The sequence below is a fragment of the Thermocatellispora tengchongensis genome, from assembly GCF_014202315.1.
GTDB classification, from domain to species: domain Bacteria; phylum Actinomycetota; class Actinomycetes; order Streptosporangiales; family Streptosporangiaceae; genus Thermocatellispora; species Thermocatellispora tengchongensis.
The window spans coordinates 312234-328175 of record NZ_JACHGN010000015.1 but is presented as its reverse complement, the minus strand read 5'-3'; the positions used below and the strand labels follow the sequence as shown (position 1 = coordinate 328175).

Below are 15942 nucleotides of genomic sequence, written 5' to 3'. Positions count from 1 at the left end.
GCGGGCTGGCCGACGGTGGCCAGTTTGTAGAGCCACACCACGCGACGTGCCGCCACGGCCACGGCCGCGACGGTCATCACCAGCCCGATGATCGCAACCCAGAGCACGGGTCCTCCTTTGTCCGATCCGATGGCCTGTCCATCTGAACGTGGTTCACTGTGCCACGGATGGCGGGCGGCCGGGCCGGCCGGGTGCGGCCGGAGCGGTGCGTCGGACTCCTGCTCAGCCAAACACGCTGCTCGTAGGCGGTCAAGGGGCAGAGGTGCCGGCCGTCTCGGCTGTTGCGGCAATGTGACGGCATCGTGTCCGTTGACGCACTTCTCGGCGCCATGTTACACATGCCGTGAATCGGATTCAGTTGCCGCCTGTCTGGGATGTGGCGGGCGTTGGCTGCCGGGAGTGCGAGCATGGATCCTTCCCACACTCCTCGGCATCGGCCGCGCGAACGGCGACGGGTGTCAGGGCGCCGATCCGGCCCGGCGGCCGCGCGCGGCGATCCGTCCTCCCCCGGCCTTCGCATGCTCTGTGTAAATCGTCCCAGGTTAGCGAGGTTCGTCCCTTCCCAGTGGCCCATCCCGTTGCTAGATTCGCAACAAGAATTCATTTCAGTTTTGGGGAGATGTGATGAGCGCTCTCTCTGCTGAGCCCGGCCAGGCCGCGCCCGCGCGGCGAGAGCTCCCGCCCTCGATGGTCGAGCGGATGACTTTGATCATCGACGCGTTCGACGGCCGCTTCACCCATCTCACGCTGGAGGACGTGGCCCGCTGCACCCACCTGCCGCGCTCCACCGCCCACCGCATCCTGGACCAGCTCGTCCGGCTGAACTGGCTGGAGCACTCCTCCCTCGGCTACAGCCTCGGCAGGCGGGCGCTCGGGCGCGGCGACGGAAGCCATGGCGAGATCCGCGCCGCCGCCGCCCCGCTGCTGCACAACCTGCAGATGAGGACCGGGCTGGTCGTCCACCTGGCGGTCCTGGACGGCCCGGAGGTCTTCTACCTCGACAAGGTCGGCGGGAGGTTCGCCCTGTCGGTGCCCTCCCGAGTCGGCGGCCGGGCGCCCGCGCACGCCACCGCCGTCGGCAAGGCGATCCTCGCCTGGCTGGAGCCGGAACGCGTCGAGGAACTGGTCGACGGCAAGATCGTCCGGCTCACCAGCCGGACGATCGGCGACATCGCGACCCTGCACCAGGAACTCAACCGCATCCGGCGCAGGCAAGGGCTCGCCTTCGAGCGGGGAGAGAGTTTTCCCGGCATCTCCTGCGTCGCCGCGGCGATCCGGGGCCACGAGGGCCCGGTGGCCGGCATCTCCCTCGTCGGCGACGCCCGTACGCCGCTGGAGAAGGTCGCGCCGCTCGTGGTGGACGCGGCGCGGCAGGCGTCACTCGCCCTCTTCCCCGGCCTGGACAACCCCCGCGGCCGGTCCCGGCACGCCGCCCGGGTGCCCGGCGGCACGTGGTCGCCGGAGACCATGAACCGGTGGCTCGCCCTGGGCCAGGACGACGACTGGCTGTGACCCGCCGCGGCGCTACCCCCAGTGGTCCGCCCAGGCCCACAGGCCGGGGTCCGGCACGGCCTGAGGCGCGTCCACCTCCCGGCAGCCGTCGATGCCGAACCCGCCGCGGAAGAACACCATGGGACGCCGCTCGGTCCCCGGCTCGACCTCCAGCACCCGGCCGATCACCACGTCGTGGTCCCCGGCCACGTGTACGTCACCCACCTCGGCGTGCACCCGCAGCAGCACTCCGGGCAGCATCGGCGCCCCCCACCGGGAAGGCTCCCAGTCCAGGCCGTCGAACTTTCTGCCCGTCCTGGAGCCGAACCGGCCGCACAGGTCCGTCTGGTCCTCGGCCAGCACGTTCACACAGAACCGCCCGGACCTCCTGATCCGGGGCCAGGTACGCCCGCCGTGGTCGGCGCAGAACAGGATCAGCGGCGGCTCCAGGGACACCGACGCGAACGCCTGGCAGGCGAAGCCGACCGGCTCGCCGTCGTCGAGGCCGGTGATGACGGTCACGCCGCTCGCGAACAACCCCATGGCCCGCCGCAGCTCGGCGGGGCCAGGCGGGAGCGCGGTCTCGGCGGTCTCGGCTGTCATGTGCTCACCTCGGATACCCGTCGCGACGCCGCCCCGGCGGCGGCCTCGGGCTATGACGCTACGGACATCCGGCCGGTGCCCGGGAGGGGCGGTCCCGCTCAGCGGAAGGGGAGCGGTACGCGGCCGGGCGGTCCGGCCGCCACCCGGCGGGGCAGGACCCGGTCTCGCTCATCGGGAGGATCGCCCTGCCCGTCCGGTGCGCGGGCTACCTTCCCCCGGAGCCGACACTGCGATGAACGGGACGGATGAATGCCCACCGAGCTGACCTATGACTCGACGGCGCGGGAACTCGCGACCGACCAGGGTGTGCTGCGCTACCACGAGGCCGGCGAGGGGCCGCCGCTGCTCCTGCTGCACGGCTCGGGGCCCGGGGTCACCGGCTGGCGGAACTACCGCGGCAACCTCCCGGTCCTCGCCGAGCACTTCCGCTGCCTGGTCCTGGAGTTCCCCGGGTTCGGAGTGAGCGACCCGACGGGCGAGCATCCCATGCTCGCGGCGAACGCCGCGGTGATCCGCTTCCTCGACGGCCTCGGCCTGCGGGAGGTCGACGTGATCGGCAACTCCATGGGCGGCATCGTGGCGGCCCAGGTGGCCATCGCCCACCCCGGCCGCGTACGCCGGCTGGTCACCATCGGCGGCCTGGGCCGCAACCTGTTCAGCCCGGCCCCCGGCGAGGGGATCAGGCTCCTGATGGAGTTCACCGACGAGCCCACCCGGGAGCGGCTGGTCCGGTGGCTGGAGTCCATGGTGTACGACCCGGCGCTGGTCACCGAGGAGCTGATCGAGGAGCGGTGGGCGCTGGCCACCGAACCCGCCACCCTGGAGAGCGCCCGCCGCATGTACGGCAAGGCGGCCTTCACCGCCGCCATGAAGGCCGCCCAGGCCGCGGACACGCCGCCGTACTGGGCCATGCTGCACAGGCTGAAGGCCAAGACCCTGATCACGTGGGGCCGCGACGACCGGGTCAGCCCGGTCGACATGGCGATCCTGCCGATGCGGGCCATCCCCGACGTCGAACTGCACGTCTTCCCCGACTGCGGCCACTGGGTGATGATCGAGCAGAAGACCGCCTGGGAGAGCGTCGTACTGGCCTTCCTGACCAGGAAGGACGACTCGGGCTCCGGCGAAGGCGCGGCATGACCCGGCCCGGACCGTTGAAGGTGCGCGTCGTCGAGGTCGTCCGGGAAACCCGCGACGCGCACTCCCTCGTGCTCGAACCCGCCGGCGGCGATCCGGCCCGCTTCGCCTACCGGCCCGGTCAGTTCCTCACCATCCGGGTCCCCACCTCCCGCCCGGAGGGCGCGGCCCGCTGCTACTCCCTGAGCAGCTCGCCGGTGTGCGACGAGAAGCTCAAGGTCACGGTCAAGCGCACCCGCGACGGCTACGGCTCCAACTGGATCTGCGACAACGTCGCGGAAGGGGACGTGCTGGAGGTGCTGCGTCCGGCCGGGACGTTCACCCCCGCCTCGCTCGACGACGACCTGCTGCTGCTCGCCGCCGGCAGCGGCATCACGCCGGTGATGTCGATACTCAAGTCCTGCCTGCGCGGCGGCAGCGCAGCCGTCACCCTGATCTACGCCAACCGTGACGAGGACTCGGTGATCTTCCGTGACGAGCTGGTGGCCCTGTCCGCCGAGTACGGCGACCGGCTGACCGTCGTGCACTGGCTGGAGTCCGTGCAGGGGCTGCCCACCGCTCCGGGACTGGCCGCCCTGTCCCGCCCGTACGCCGGCCGTGACGCGTTCGTGTGCGGCCCCGGCCCGTTCATGGACCTGGCGACCGGGGCCCTGGCCGGGCTGGGCGTGCCCGAGCGCAGGGTCCACGTCGAGCGCTTCGAGTCGCTGGCCGCCGACCCGTTCGCCGGGCCCGGAACCGTGCTGGACGACTCCGGCCCGGTGAGCACGGTCGAGGTCGAGCTGGACGGTGAGAAGCGCACGCTCGCCTGGCCGCGGGCGAACAAGCTGCTCGACGTGCTGCTGGAAGCCGGCATGGAGGCGCCGTACTCCTGCCGCGAGGGCTCGTGCAGCGCCTGCGCCTGCACCCTCCTTGAGGGCGAGGTCACCCTGGAGCGCAACACGGTCCTCGACCGGCAGGACCTCGCCGACGGCCTGATCCTGTCCTGCCAGGCGCTCCCGCTCACCGAGCGCGTCCGGGTCACCTACGACGGCTGACCCCGGCTCCCACTGAGCGGGAGACGCGCCACCGCGCGCCGGCCAGGTGGGAGAACCTGGCCGTCGTTCGCATCGACCGACATCGACCCGGGAGGAACCGGATGCTGGATGGGGCGCAGCGCGCGTCCGCGGCCGAGCGGCTGTGGGCCGCCGAGCGCGACCGGGCGCCGATCGAGCCGCTGACCGAGGCGTACCCGGACATCGACGTGGTGGACGCCTACGAGATCCAGCTCGTCAACATCCGCCGCCGCCTCGCCGCCGGGGCCCGGGTGCACGGGCACAAGGTGGGGCTCTCCTCACCGGTGATGCAGCGGATGATGGGCGTGGACGAGCCCGACTACGGCCACCTGCTCGACACGATGGTGCTCGCCCAGGACACGCCGATCAAGGCGGACCGCTACTGCTACCCGCGCGTCGAGGTGGAGATCGGGTACGTGCTCGGGGCGAGTCTGCCCGGAGAGGGGTGCACCGAGGAGGACGTCCTCGCCGCCACCGCCTACATCGTGCCGAGCCTGGAGCTGATCGACAGCCGGATCGCGGACTGGCGCATCCGCCTGGCCGACACCATCGCCGACAACGCCTCTTCGGCAGGGGTGATCCTGGGCGAGGCCCGGAAGACCCCCGCCGAGCTGGCGGCGGCCGGCATCGACCTGGCCGCCATCGAGGCCGTGCTGTACGCCACCGGCCCCGGCGGCGCCGAGGAGGAGATCGCCCGGGGCGACACCGGCGCCGTCCTCGGCGACCCGACGACCGCGGTGGCGTGGCTGGCCAGGAAGGTGGCCTCCTTCGGCGTGAAGCTCGAGGCCGGGCACCTCATCCTCCCCGGCTCCTGCACCAGGGCCGTGGACGCGCGCCCCGGCGACGCCTTCCGGGCCGAGTTCGCCGGGCTGGGCTCCGTGACCGCCCGCTTCGAATGAGCGCCCCGCGAGAAGAGAGGGAAACCGTGACCAAGGCGACCGCCGCCATCGTCGGCTCGGGCAACATCGGCACCGACCTGATGTACAAGCTGCTGCGCTCCGACGTCATCGAACCGCGCTGGATGGTCGGCATCGACCCCGGCAGCCCCGGGCTGAAGCGGGCGGAGGAAGCGGGCCTGACCGCCTCCTCCGAGGGGGTCGGCCGGCTGCTCGGCGCCGCCCGGCCGGACATCGTCTTCGAGGCGACCTCGGCGTACGTGCACAAGGAGAACGCCCCGAAGTACCGGGAGCTGGGCATCCAGGCCGTGGACCTCACCCCGGCCGCGCTGGGCCCGGCGGTGGTGCCCGCGGTCAACCTCGGCGCCCACCTCGACGCGCCCAACGTCAGCCTGATCACCTGCGGCGGGCAGGCCACGATCCCGATCGTGCACGCCGTCTCCAGGATCGCCGAGGTGGAGTACGCCGAGATCGTCGCCAGCGTGGCCTCACCGTCGGCGGGCCCGGGGACCCGGGCGAACATCGACGAGTTCACCCGCACCACCGCGCGCGGGATCGAGACCATAGGCGGCGCCCGCAGGGGCAAGGCGATCATCATCCTGAACCCCGCCGAGCCGCCGATGCTCATGCAGGACACCGTGTTCTGCTCGATCCCGCCCGGCGCCGACCGCGACGCCATCGCGGTCTCGATCAAGGAGGTCGCCGCCCAGGTGGCGGCGTACGTGCCGGGCTACCGGCTGCGCGCCGAGCCGCAGTTCGACGACCCCACCCAGGTGAGCGGCGGCCTCGCCCGCGTCGCGGTGTTCATCGAGGTGGAGGGCGCGGGCGACTTCCTGCCGCCGTACTCCGGCAACCTCGACATCATGACCGCCGCCGCGACCAAGGTCGGTGAGGGCTTCGCGCGGCGCATCCTCTCCGAGCGCTCCTAGTCACAGGGGGATCGAATGCCATACAGCGCCGGCCTCGACATCCGGGTCACCGACTCCTCGCTGCGCGACGGCTCGCACGCCAAACGGCACCAGTTCACCGTCGAGCACGTCCAGTCCATCGTCGCCGCGCTCGACGACGCGGGCGTGCCCGTGATCGAGGTGACCCACGGCGACGGGCTCGGCGGCTCGTCGTTCAACTACGGCTTCAGCCACACCCCGGAACAGGAGCTGATCAAGGCCGCGGTGAAGACCGCGCGCAACGCGAAGATCGCGTTCCTGATGCTGCCCGGCGTGGGCCTCCAGGACGACATCCGGGAGGCCGCCGACAACGGCGCGTCCATCTGCCGCATCGCCACCCACTGCACCGAGGCCGACATCTCCGTCCAGCACTTCGGCCTGGCCCGGGACCTGGGCCTGGAGACGGTCGGCTTCCTGATGATGGCGCACAGCCAGCCGCCGGAGGTGCTGGCCAGGCAGGCGCGCATAATGGCCGACGCGGGCTGTCAGTGCGTGTACGTCGTGGACTCGGCCGGCGCGCTGATCATGGAGCAGACCGGCGACCGGATCGCCGCCCTCGTGGCCGAGCTGGGCTCCGACGCCCAGGTGGGCTTCCACGGCCACGAGAACCTGGGCCTGGGCGTGGCCAACTCGGTCATCGCGGTGCGCGCCGGCGCCCTGCAGATCGACGGCTCCACCCGCAGGTTCGGCGCGGGGGCGGGCAACACCCCGGTCGAGGCGTTCGTCGCGGTCGCGGAGAAGCTGGGCATCCGCACCGGCATCGACACCCTGAAGATCATCGACGCCGCCGAGGACGTGGTCCGCCCGATCATGGACGGCGAGTGCCTGCTCGACCGGCTCACGCTGACGATGGGCTACGCCGGCGTCTACTCCAGCTTCCTCAAGCACGCCGACATCCAGGCCAGGAAGTACGGCGTGTCCGGCGCGGAGATCCTGATCGAGGCCGGGCGGCGCAAGCTCGTCGGCGGCCAGGAGGACCAGCTCATCGAGATCGCGGTCGCCCTCGCCGCCAAGCGGTGACCTCCCTGATCGGAGAGGCCCGCATGAGCGCCGACGTCCTGGACGCCGTCCGCCCGCTGCTGCCGGGCATCGCCGAGCGGGCGGCGCGGGCCGACGCCGAGCGGCGGGTGCCGGAGGAGACGATCCGCGAGCTGGTCCGGGCCGGGGTCTTCCGGATGCTCCAGCCCAGGAGGTACGGCGGCGTGGAGAGCGACCCGGTGCGGTTCTTCGAGGTCGTCCGGGAGATCTCCGCGGCCTGCGGGTCCACCGGCTGGGTCGTCTCCGTGCTCGGGGTGCACCCCTGGCAGCTCGGCCTGTTCGACGACGCGGCGCAGCGGGAGGTCTGGGGAGAGGACCCGGACGTGCTGGTGTCCTCCTCCTACGCCCCGGTCGGGCGGCTCACCCCCGTCGAGGGCGGCTACGAGCTGTCCGGCCGGTGGCGTTTCTCCTCCGGCTGCGACCACGCGTCCTGGGCTCTGCTCGGCGGCCTGGTGGTGGGGGAGCAGGGCCGGCCGGTGGACTTCATGACCGCCCTCGTCCCCCGCGCCGACTACACCGTCGAGGACGTCTGGGACGTGATCGGGCTGCGCGGCACCGCCAGCAACGACATCGTCGTGGAGCGGGCGGTCGTGCCCCGCCACCGCGTCATGCGCAACTACGAGCAGGCGCAGCTCCGCGGCCCCGGCCAGAAGGTGAACCCCGGCCCCCTGTACCGGATGCCGTTCGGCACCGTCTTCACCACCGCGATCACCGCCCCGGTCATCGGCATGGCCGCGGGCTGCTACCGGTCCTACGTGCGCGCCATGCGCGACCGCGTACGCCTGAGCCTGGGCGGGGGCCGGTTCGCCGAGGACCAGTTCGCCCAGGTCGCGGTGGCCCGCGCCGCCTCGGAGATCGACGCCGCCGTCCTGCAGACCGACCGCAACGTGCGCGAGGCGTACGAGCACGCGGTTCGGGGCGAGCCGATCCCGATGGAGCTGCGGCTGCGCGCCCGCCGCGACCAGGTCCGCGGCACCGAGCGGGCGCTGGAGGCGATCGACATCCTGTTCAAGACCGCCGGCGGCAACTCGCTGGGCCGTGGCAACCCGATCGAGCGGGCCTGGCGGGACGCGCACGCCGGCAGCGTCCACGTCGCCAACGAGGTCGAACGCGCCCTGGGCATGTACGGCCGGGACGCGTTCGGCCTGACCGTCGAGGACGACCTCATCTGAAACGCGTCCGAGCGTGCGGCCCCGGGCCCGGCCGGAACGGCCCGGGGCCGCACGCCTCTCATCCGGCCGTCGCCGCCGTCTCCCGGAGCCGGAGGGCGGCCCGGTAGCCGAAGACCATGCCGGAGCCCAGCGGCACGCCCGGCCCTGGGTAGACGTGCCCGGCGACCGACGCGGCCGAGTTGCCGGTCGCGTACAGGCCGGGGATCGGGTTCCCGTCCTCGCCGAGCACCTGGCCGTCCACGCCGATGCGCGCGCCGCCCTTGGTGCCCAGGTCGCCGAGCACGATCTGCACCGCGTGGAACGGCGCCCGCTCGATCGGGACCAGGCACGGGTTCGGGCCTGTGCCCCCGGCGAAGAACCGGTCGTAGGGGTCCTCGCCCCGGTGGAAGTCCGCGTCCACGCCGGAGGCGGCGAAGCCGTTGAACCGGCTCACGGTCTTGCCCAGCACGTCCGCGGGCACCCCGATCCGCTCCGCCAGGTCCGCGAGCGTCCCGGCGGTGTGCCACAGGCCCGCGGCGCGGAACGCGTCCGGGTCGGGCGCCGGCTGCGACAGGCCCGGCGCGTTCTCGAACCGCCCGTCGAAGATCCACCACGTCGGCAGGTGCGAGACGCCGGTGGCGTGACCGGCCCGGATCTCGTGCCCCATCCGGTCGTACGGCAGCGACTCGTTGGCGAACCGCTCGCCCGCCGCGTTGACGAAGATCCCCCCGGACACGCCGAGGGTGAACGCGGCGCGGCCGTTGGGGAACAGCAGGGCCGGGCACCACCACGCCTCGTCGAACAGGTCCGTCGCGGCGCCCACGGCCTGGAGGGCGGCCAGCGCGTCGCCGGTGTTCGACCCGGGCGCCGCGGACGTCCAGTCCGCCGTGGGCAGGCCCTGCAGCCGCCGCCGCAGCTCCGCGTTGTTCTCGAACCCCCCGGCTGCCACGATCACGCCGCGTAGGGCGCGTACGCGCAGCTCCCGGCCGTCACGTTCGGCGAGCAGGCCGACGACCCGGCCGTCCTCGGCCAGCAGGGAGCGCAGCCTGGTTGAGGTCCGCAGCTCCGCCCTGCCGGTGCCGTCGAGGGCGAGCAGCAGCCTGGCGACCAGCGCCTGACCGCCGATCAGCGTCTCCCGGTCCTGCGGCACGTCGAACTGGTCGATGGAGATCGGCGGGCGAAGCTCGCCCAGCCTGGCCCCGAGGCCGGCGGCGGGCAGCGCCTTGGGGAAGATCGCCCGGCCGTTGCCGCTGCGTCCCGGGGCGGCGTAGTAGTCCGGGAACGGGACGAACTCGAACTCGATCGCCGGGTCGCGCTCCAGGAACTCCACCAGCTCCGGCGCCGTCGAGACGTACGCCTCCTGGAGCGTGGCCGGCGTGCGGTCGCCGACCACGGCCCGGAAGTACTCCAGGCCCAGCTCCACGCTGTCCTCCACGCCGGCCCGGCGCAGGGCCTGGTTGCCGGGCAGCCACAGCCCCGAGCCCGAATAGGCGCTGGTGCCGCCGAAGAACTCCGTCTTCTCCAGCACGAGGGTGCGCAACCCGCCCGCCGCGGCGGTGTACGCCGCCGTCAGCGCGGCTCCACCGGAGCCCACGACGACGACGTCGGCCGTCTCATCCCACTGTTCCGGCTGCACTGGCACTGATGTCCTCCAGGTTGGTCGACGTGGCGGAGGCCGCGGCGGCCGAGCGGCCGGCGACCCGTCCGAAGGCGAGGGCGTCGGCGATGTGGAACCCGCCGTCCTTCGCCCGGCTATGGGGGGAGCTCACCGAGCCCGCGGCGTACAGACCGGGGATGACCGCGCCGAACGGGTCGAGGACCGGGCGGCGGCCGCACCGCTGTGAGGGTGGCTCCATGGGCACTCCGTCCGGACGTGAACGATGACTCGGGTACGCGGACGGTAGACACCGCCGCGCGCCCGGCAGGGCGCCGATCCCGCTCAGCAGGACCCCGCGCCGACCGGCCGGCGCCGTTCCGCCGTGGGTCCCATTCACCGGGACCCCGGTGTGAGATGGGCCACCTCACTCGTAGTGTCTGCCGCCAGTGCAGAGACCCGTTTCGGAGGTGCAGGTCGTGCTCGATCGGCGAAAGGACACAGCGTGAACGGGCCCGCGGCCCCGATGCCCGCGGAGCGGGTCACGAGCTGGGCGGCGGAGGCCGATGTGATCGTCGCGGGCTTCGGCTGCGCCGGGGCGAGCGCCGCGATCGAGGCGGCCAGGGCGGGCGCGGACGTCCTGGCCGTGGACGCGGCCGGCGGCTGGGGCGGAGCCACGGCGATGTCCGGCGGCGAGATCTACCTCGGGGGCGGCACCCCGGTGCAGAAGGCGTGCGGCGTCGAGGACACCCCCGAGGCGATGTACGCCTTCCTGAAGCTGGCCACCGGACCCGACCCCGCCGAGGACAAGCTGGCCGCCTACTGCGAGGGCAGCCTGGAGCACTTCGACTGGCTGGTCCGCTGCGGCGTGCGGTTCGAGGGCGGGCTGTGGACCGAGCCCTCCTGGGAGGCTCCGACCGGGTACGCCCTGATGTACACCGGCGGCGAGAACGCCCACCCGTACGCCGGCCTGGTGCCACCCGCGCCGCGTGGCCACATCGTGCACATGGAGGGAAAGAAGCCGGGCGAGCGATCGGCGGGGTGGATGCTCATGGACCGCCTCGCGGCGGCGGCGCGCGGCTCCGGCGCCGAGGTGCGCTACGACACCCGGACCGAACGACTGGTCACCGACGGCGGCCGGATCGCCGGGATCGAGGTCACCGCCTTCGGCGAGCGCCACTTCCTGCGCGCCCGGCGCGGCGTCGTGCTCGCCGCCGGCGGCTTCGCCGCGAACGCGCCGATGCTGGCCCAGCACGCGCCCCGGCTGGTCGGCAACTTCCTGGTCGGCACCGACCACGACGACGGGCGCGCGATCCGCATGGCCCAGGCCGCCGGGGCGGCGGTCCGGCACATGGAGGCCGGGCAGGCGTCCTTCCCCGCCGACCCCGCGCTGTTGTGCCGGTCGCTGCTCCTGGACGCCCGCGGGCACCGCTTCATCAACGAGGACACCTACCCCGGACGGGTCGGGCAGGCGGCGCTGTTCGGGCAGGGCCGCCAGGTCTTCCTGCTCTACGACGGCGAGATCGACGAGGCAGTGCGCGCGTCTTCCGGCCACATCGCCGAGGCCACCTGGGTCAGCGACGACCTCGCCGAGTTGGAGGGCCACATGGGTCTCGCCCCCGGCGTGCTCGCGCACACCGTCGCGGTCTACAACGCCAATGCCGAACAGGGCCGCGACCCCGTCTGCCACAAGTCGGCCCGCTGGCTCAAGCCGCTCGTCCCGCCGTACGGCGTGCTCGACCTCCGCGACACCCCGTCCGGAGTCTTCACCGTCGGCGGCCTGCACACCACCCCGCACGGCGAGGTCCTCGACGTCGAGGGCGAGCCGATCCCCGGGCTGTACGCCGCCGGCAGAACCACCAGCGGCATCCCCTCCTGGGGCTACTGCAGCGGCACCTCCCTGGGCGACGCGACCTTCTTCGGCCGCCGCGCCGGGAGGGCGGCGGCGCTCATCACGCACTGACGAACACGCGCGGCACCGCGGTCGTCCACGCGACGCCGGGGGAGCGGCCCGCGCCCGACCCCCTCCATCGCCACGTTGTCCGGAAAGGCACGGCAATGAGTACGACGAACACGGCGGCAGAAGCGGGCGGGTGGACCCCGAGGCTCGTCTTGTCCACGGTGACCATGGTCATGATCATGGAAGGGACCGCGCTGGGGTACGGCCTGGTGAACACCGCGCTGCCCGCGATCACCACGCACTTCAAGACCGACCAGGGAGGCTGGCTGCTGACCGGCTTCATCCTGTCGGGGGCCGTGCTGTGCCCCCTGGTCGGCAAGCTGGCCGACATTCACGGCAAGCGCCGCATGATGGTCGTCTGCCTGCTGGTCAGCCTCGCCGGCGCGTTCGCCGCCACGGTCGCGCCCGCCTTCTGGGTGCTCGTCCTGGGCCGCCTGCTCCAGGGCGCGGTGCTGCCCACGATGTTCCTGACCTACTCGCTGATGCGCGACGTGTATCCGCGGTCGATCCTGCCGCTGGCCACCGCGGTCTCGATGACCGGCATCGGCGTCTTCTCCGTCGGCACGCCGTTCCTCATCGGCTGGCTGATCGACACCTGGGGGTTCCGCGGCCTGTTCGCCTTCGACGTGGCCTGGATGGCGATCCTCACGCCGCTGCTGCTCCTGACCACGCCGGAGAGTCCGCTGCGCGTCCCGTCCAGGGTCGACTTCGCCGGCGCGGGCCTGCTGGGCTCCGGCCTGGGCGTCGTGCTCGTCGGCGTCAGTTTCGGCAGCACGTGGGGCTGGGTCTCGGCGAGCACGCTGGGCGCCTTCGCCGCCGGGGCCCTGCTGCTCACCGGGTTCGCCGTGCGCTCGCTCACGTTCTCCGCGCCGCTGGTGGACCTGCGGATATTCACCCGCCGGCCGATCCTGCTCGCCGCGGTGACCGCCGCCACGGCCTACGGCGCGACCGCCGTGTCCGCCTCGATCGCCCCGCTGGTCGCGCTGACCCCCAGGGCCCTCGGCGGCGACTACGGCCTCGGGATGACCGCCACCGAGTACGCCGCCATCTCCGCCCCGCAGGCGCTGACCATGGTCGTGATGGGCGTCGTCGTCGGCCGGCTGCTCAACCGGGCCGGCGGCGCGACGCTGATGAAGATCGGCCTCGGCTGCCTGCTCCTGGGCGGGCTGCAGATCGCCTTCAACCACGACACCTTCGTCCAGGTCCTCATCGCGGCCCTGCTGTTCGGCGCCGGCTCCGGCCTGTGCTACGGCTCAATCCCGGGCCTGGTCATCGCGGGAGCCCCGGCCGACAAGCAAGGCTCCATCGCCGGCATGGTGCAGGTGGGCTACAGCGGCTTCTCCAGCGTCACGCCCGTGGTCCTGTTCGTCATCCTGGCGCAGTTCGCCACCCGCACCCCCGACGGCCTCGTCGTCTACAGCACGGCCGGCTTCCAGGCCGGCGGCCTGTTCATGGCGGGCCTGGTGCTCGCCGGGCTGCTGCTCGCGGTGACGGTCCTGCGCACCCGAAGGCAGGACTCCACCCTCGCCGCGGTCCCCGACACCCTGCCCGAGCCCCCCGCGACCACCACCGCGGCGTCCTGAGCGCTGGGGTCCCGGTCAGCGGGAGACCAGACCACCGCCCACGGCCGGCCTCGCAACATGAAGGACCTGAGGGCAGCGAGGCCGGCCCGGACCCATCGGACGGCAAAGGAGATTCCATGACGTCAGCGCAGACGGCCGGTGACGAAGTTCGCGTGATCGAGGCGGCCGCACCCCCGGCCCGCTACGCCCGGGGCTGGCACTGCCTGGGGCTCGCGGAGGAGTTCCGGGACGGCAAGCCCCACTCCGTCGAGGCCTTCGGCACCAAGCTGGTGGTCTTCGCCGACAGCACCGGCAAGCTGAACGTGCTCAACGCCTACTGCCCGCACATGGGCGGCGACCTGAGCCGCGGCGAGATCAAGGGCGACGAGATCGCCTGCCCCTTCCACGACTGGCGCTGGGCGGGCAACGGCCGGTGCGTCAACATCCCGTACGCCCGCCGCGTGCCGCCGCGTGCGCGCACCAAGGTCTGGACGACGCTGGAGCGCAACGCCCAGCTCTTCGTCTGGCACGACCCCCAGGGCAACCCGCCCCCGCCGGAGGTGACGATCCCGGAGATCGCCGGCGTCGGCTCGCCCGAATGGACGCACTGGACCTGGAACCGGGTGCTCATCGAGGGCTCGAACTGCCGGGAGATCGTCGACAACGTGGTGGACATGGCCCACTTCTTCTACATCCACTACGCGTTCCCGACCTACTTCAAGAACGTCTTCGAGGGCCACATCGCCGGCCAGTACATGAACAGCAAGCCCCGCCCGGACGTCAACCTCGGCACCAACTACTCCTCCTCCGGGGAGAGCCAGGGGCGCTCCGAAGCGGCGTACTACGGGCCGTCGTACATGATCGACTACCTGTGGAACACCGCGGGCGGCAGGACCATCGAGACCGTGCTGATCAACTGCCACTACCCGGTCACCCCGACCAGCTTCGTGCTCCAGTGGGGCGCGATGGTCAAGAAGCCCGAGGGTGTCTCCGACGAGACCGCCCAGGCGATGGCGCAGAGCTTCGCCAAGGGCGTGGAGACCGGCTTCATGCAGGACGTCGAGATCTGGCGGAACAAGGCCAAGATCGACAACCCGCTGCTGTGCGAGGAGGACGGCCCGGTCTACCAGCTCCGCCGCTGGTACGAGCAGTTCTACGTGGACGTCGAGGACGTGACGCCGGAGATGGTCCAGCGTTTCGAGTTCGAGATCGACACCGACCGCGCCAACACGTTCTGGCAGCGGGAGGTCGAGGAGAACCTCGCCAGCGGCAAGACGGTGGGCCTGACCCCCGCGTCCGCCTGACACCCGCCATCACGGGGTGGTGGCGCCCGCGCGCCACCACCCCGCACCCGTCTTCGGAGGAGAATTCCATGCACCCGGTGTCCTGCCACGCCTGCGGCTCGTGCGTCCTGGTCAAGAAGAACACCCTCGCCCACACCCTCGTCCAGTGGACGACCGACACCGGGCGGTGCGTCGAGCTGAGCGGCCACAGCGACCGCGGCACCGTCCCGACCTGCACCCGGCTGCGCGACAGCATCGAGACCGGCGTGCGCCGCGGCCTCGTCCCCGTCGCCGACATGTGACGGCCCCCGGCGATACGATGAAGGACCCGGAAGCCAGCGGCGAGGACAGGGGGATCCGTGCCGAGAATCGCCGAAGCGCGAGCCGCGGCGGCGCCGTCCTCCCGTAACCAGATCGCCCGCCGCGAGCGCATCATCGCCGCCGCGGCCGAACTGGGCGCCCGCCACGGATTCGACGCGGTGCAGATGCACGACGTCGCCAAGGACGCCGGCGTGGCCATCGCCACCCTGTACCGCTATTTCCCCTCCAAGACCCACCTGTTCACCGCGGTCTTCCACGCCGAGATCCGCGCCTACTCCGAGACGCGCCGCCCCGCCGAGGGGGGCGACCCCGTCGAGGAGACCGCCGACTTCCTGGTCGGCCTGAGCGGCCACCTCCTGCTCCGCCCGTCCCTGGCCGCCGCGATGCTGCAGGCCGCCACCGCCACCCACAACGCCGCCACGATCGCCGAGGCCGAGCTGTCCCGCTCCCTGCTCGGCGGCATCGTCCTGCGCACCCTCGGCGTCGAGCACCCCACCGACCGCGATGTCAGCGTCGCGCGGTTGCTCCTGTACTGCTGGTGGGGCTGCCTGGTGGCCACCCTCAACGGCCAGATGACCGCATCCGGCGCCGAGGCCGACGTCCGCCTGGGCGCCCGCCTGATCCTCGCCCCGTACTTCTCCCGGCCTGGCGCGGCGAGGTGACGTAGCCTCACCCCGGGCCGGCACCCAAGGGCGGCGCGTCCGGGGCGAGCGCGACGTGCCGGATGTCCGGGTTCAGGTCCCACAGGGCGTCGAGCACGGAGCGGGCCTCGGGGCGCCGGCGGCGGGCGTCCTCCTCCTGGAGCGCCTCGATCCCCGGCAGCCCCCGACAGGTCCAGCAGCTCGAAGACGGACATGCCCTGCGGTTGTGTGTCCTGGAACAGCAGATCGTAGGCCACGTCGAGGTG

Annotated in this window: 15 protein-coding genes; 12 read left to right on the top strand and 3 right to left on the bottom strand. The window is 72.4% G+C overall.

Features of this window, described 5'->3' with window-relative positions; genetic code table 11:
- Positions 1-624 precede the first annotated feature (624 nt).
- Positions 625-1512 (top strand): IclR family transcriptional regulator, encoded by an 888-nt coding sequence (locus HNP84_RS32380; protein ID WP_185053735.1) that lies wholly within the window; start codon positions 625-627, stop codon positions 1510-1512.
- Positions 1513-1524: 12 nt separating this feature from the next.
- On the opposite strand, the gene HNP84_RS32375 is transcribed toward HNP84_RS32380, so the two are convergent.
- Positions 1525-2094 (bottom strand): flavin reductase family protein, encoded by a 570-nt coding sequence (locus tag HNP84_RS32375; RefSeq protein WP_185053734.1) that lies wholly within the window; start codon positions 2092-2094, stop codon positions 1525-1527.
- 249 nt (positions 2095-2343) lie between these two features.
- On the opposite strand from HNP84_RS32375, the gene HNP84_RS32370 reads away from it, so the two are divergent.
- The 6 genes from HNP84_RS32370 (at position 2344) to hsaA (ending at position 8336) form a co-directional block, all read left to right on the top strand.
- Complete coding sequence (locus HNP84_RS32370; RefSeq protein WP_185053733.1) at positions 2344-3234, top strand: alpha/beta fold hydrolase; 891 nt, start codon at positions 2344-2346, stop codon at positions 3232-3234.
- Positions 3231-4265, top strand: coding sequence for a ferredoxin--NADP reductase (locus tag HNP84_RS32365; protein WP_185053732.1), 1035 nt, complete (start codon positions 3231-3233; stop codon positions 4263-4265). The genes HNP84_RS32370 and HNP84_RS32365 overlap by 4 nt, the downstream gene beginning before the upstream one ends.
- 101 nt (positions 4266-4366) lie before the next feature.
- Complete coding sequence (locus HNP84_RS32360) at positions 4367-5182, top strand: 2-keto-4-pentenoate hydratase (RefSeq protein WP_185053731.1); 816 nt, start codon at positions 4367-4369, stop codon at positions 5180-5182.
- A gap of 26 nt (positions 5183-5208) precedes the next feature.
- On the top strand, positions 5209-6108 hold the full coding sequence (locus HNP84_RS32355) for an acetaldehyde dehydrogenase (acetylating) (protein ID WP_185053730.1): 900 nt from the start codon (positions 5209-5211) through the stop codon (positions 6106-6108).
- Positions 6109-6123: 15 nt separating this feature from the next.
- Positions 6124-7146 carry a 4-hydroxy-2-oxovalerate aldolase gene (dmpG, locus tag HNP84_RS32350; RefSeq protein ID WP_185053729.1) on the top strand — a complete coding sequence of 341 codons (1023 nt, stop codon included), beginning with the start codon at positions 6124-6126 and terminating at the stop codon, positions 7144-7146.
- Positions 7147-7169: 23 nt separating this feature from the next.
- Positions 7170-8336 carry a 3-hydroxy-9,10-secoandrosta-1,3,5(10)-triene-9,17-dione monooxygenase oxygenase subunit gene (gene hsaA, locus HNP84_RS32345; protein ID WP_185053728.1) on the top strand — a complete coding sequence of 389 codons (1167 nt, stop codon included), beginning with the start codon at positions 7170-7172 and terminating at the stop codon, positions 8334-8336.
- A gap of 58 nt (positions 8337-8394) precedes the next feature.
- Here hsaA and HNP84_RS32340 read toward each other — a convergent pair whose 3' ends face one another.
- Both HNP84_RS32340 and HNP84_RS32335 read right to left on the bottom strand, forming a co-directional pair.
- Positions 8395-9957 carry an FAD-dependent oxidoreductase gene (locus tag HNP84_RS32340; protein ID WP_185053727.1) on the bottom strand — a complete coding sequence of 521 codons (1563 nt, stop codon included), beginning with the start codon at positions 9955-9957 and terminating at the stop codon, positions 8395-8397.
- Positions 9929-10171, bottom strand: coding sequence for a hypothetical protein (locus HNP84_RS32335; RefSeq protein ID WP_221337014.1), 243 nt, complete (start codon positions 10169-10171; stop codon positions 9929-9931). The genes HNP84_RS32340 and HNP84_RS32335 overlap by 29 nt, the downstream gene beginning before the upstream one ends.
- Positions 10172-10414: 243 nt before the next feature.
- Here HNP84_RS32335 and HNP84_RS32330 point away from each other — a divergent pair, with 243 nt between their 5' ends.
- The 5 genes from HNP84_RS32330 to HNP84_RS32310 all read left to right on the top strand — a co-directional run bounded on the left by HNP84_RS32330 (position 10415) and on the right by HNP84_RS32310 (position 15697).
- Positions 10415-11872, top strand: a complete 1458-nt coding sequence (locus HNP84_RS32330; protein ID WP_221337013.1) for an FAD-dependent oxidoreductase — start codon at positions 10415-10417, stop codon at positions 11870-11872.
- Positions 11873-11967: 95 nt separating this feature from the next.
- The gene (locus HNP84_RS32325; RefSeq protein WP_185053726.1) at positions 11968-13452 is read left to right on the top strand and encodes an MFS transporter; all 1485 of its coding nucleotides are present in this window, start codon (positions 11968-11970) and stop codon (positions 13450-13452) included.
- Between the two features lie 116 nt (positions 13453-13568).
- Positions 13569-14735 carry a 3-ketosteroid-9-alpha-monooxygenase, oxygenase component gene (locus HNP84_RS32320; protein WP_185053725.1) on the top strand — a complete coding sequence of 389 codons (1167 nt, stop codon included), beginning with the start codon at positions 13569-13571 and terminating at the stop codon, positions 14733-14735.
- Between the two features lie 68 nt (positions 14736-14803).
- Positions 14804-15016, top strand: coding sequence for a hypothetical protein (locus tag HNP84_RS32315; protein WP_185053724.1), 213 nt, complete (start codon positions 14804-14806; stop codon positions 15014-15016).
- 57 nt (positions 15017-15073) lie between these two features.
- Positions 15074-15697, top strand: coding sequence for a TetR/AcrR family transcriptional regulator (locus HNP84_RS32310; RefSeq protein ID WP_185053723.1), 624 nt, complete (start codon positions 15074-15076; stop codon positions 15695-15697).
- Positions 15698-15942: the final 245 nt, after the last annotated feature.

Coding starts and splice junctions, on each gene's coding strand:
- HNP84_RS32370 (WP_185053733.1), top strand. CDS start 2,344: ATGCCCACCGAGCTGACCTATGACTCGACGGCGCGGGAACTCGCGACC.
- HNP84_RS32335 (WP_221337014.1), bottom strand. CDS start 10,171: ATGGAGCCACCCTCACAGCGGTGCGGCCGCCGCCCGGTCCTCGACCCG.
- dmpG (WP_185053729.1), top strand. CDS start 6,124: ATGCCATACAGCGCCGGCCTCGACATCCGGGTCACCGACTCCTCGCTG.
- HNP84_RS32325 (WP_185053726.1), top strand. CDS start 11,968: ATGAGTACGACGAACACGGCGGCAGAAGCGGGCGGGTGGACCCCGAGG.
- HNP84_RS32360 (WP_185053731.1), top strand. CDS start 4,367: ATGCTGGATGGGGCGCAGCGCGCGTCCGCGGCCGAGCGGCTGTGGGCC.
- HNP84_RS32380 (WP_185053735.1), top strand. CDS start 625: ATGAGCGCTCTCTCTGCTGAGCCCGGCCAGGCCGCGCCCGCGCGGCGA.
- HNP84_RS32320 (WP_185053725.1), top strand. CDS start 13,569: ATGACGTCAGCGCAGACGGCCGGTGACGAAGTTCGCGTGATCGAGGCG.
- HNP84_RS32315 (WP_185053724.1), top strand. CDS start 14,804: ATGCACCCGGTGTCCTGCCACGCCTGCGGCTCGTGCGTCCTGGTCAAG.
- HNP84_RS32375 (WP_185053734.1), bottom strand. CDS start 2,094: ATGACAGCCGAGACCGCCGAGACCGCGCTCCCGCCTGGCCCCGCCGAG.
- HNP84_RS32365 (WP_185053732.1), top strand. CDS start 3,231: ATGACCCGGCCCGGACCGTTGAAGGTGCGCGTCGTCGAGGTCGTCCGG.
- hsaA (WP_185053728.1), top strand. CDS start 7,170: ATGAGCGCCGACGTCCTGGACGCCGTCCGCCCGCTGCTGCCGGGCATC.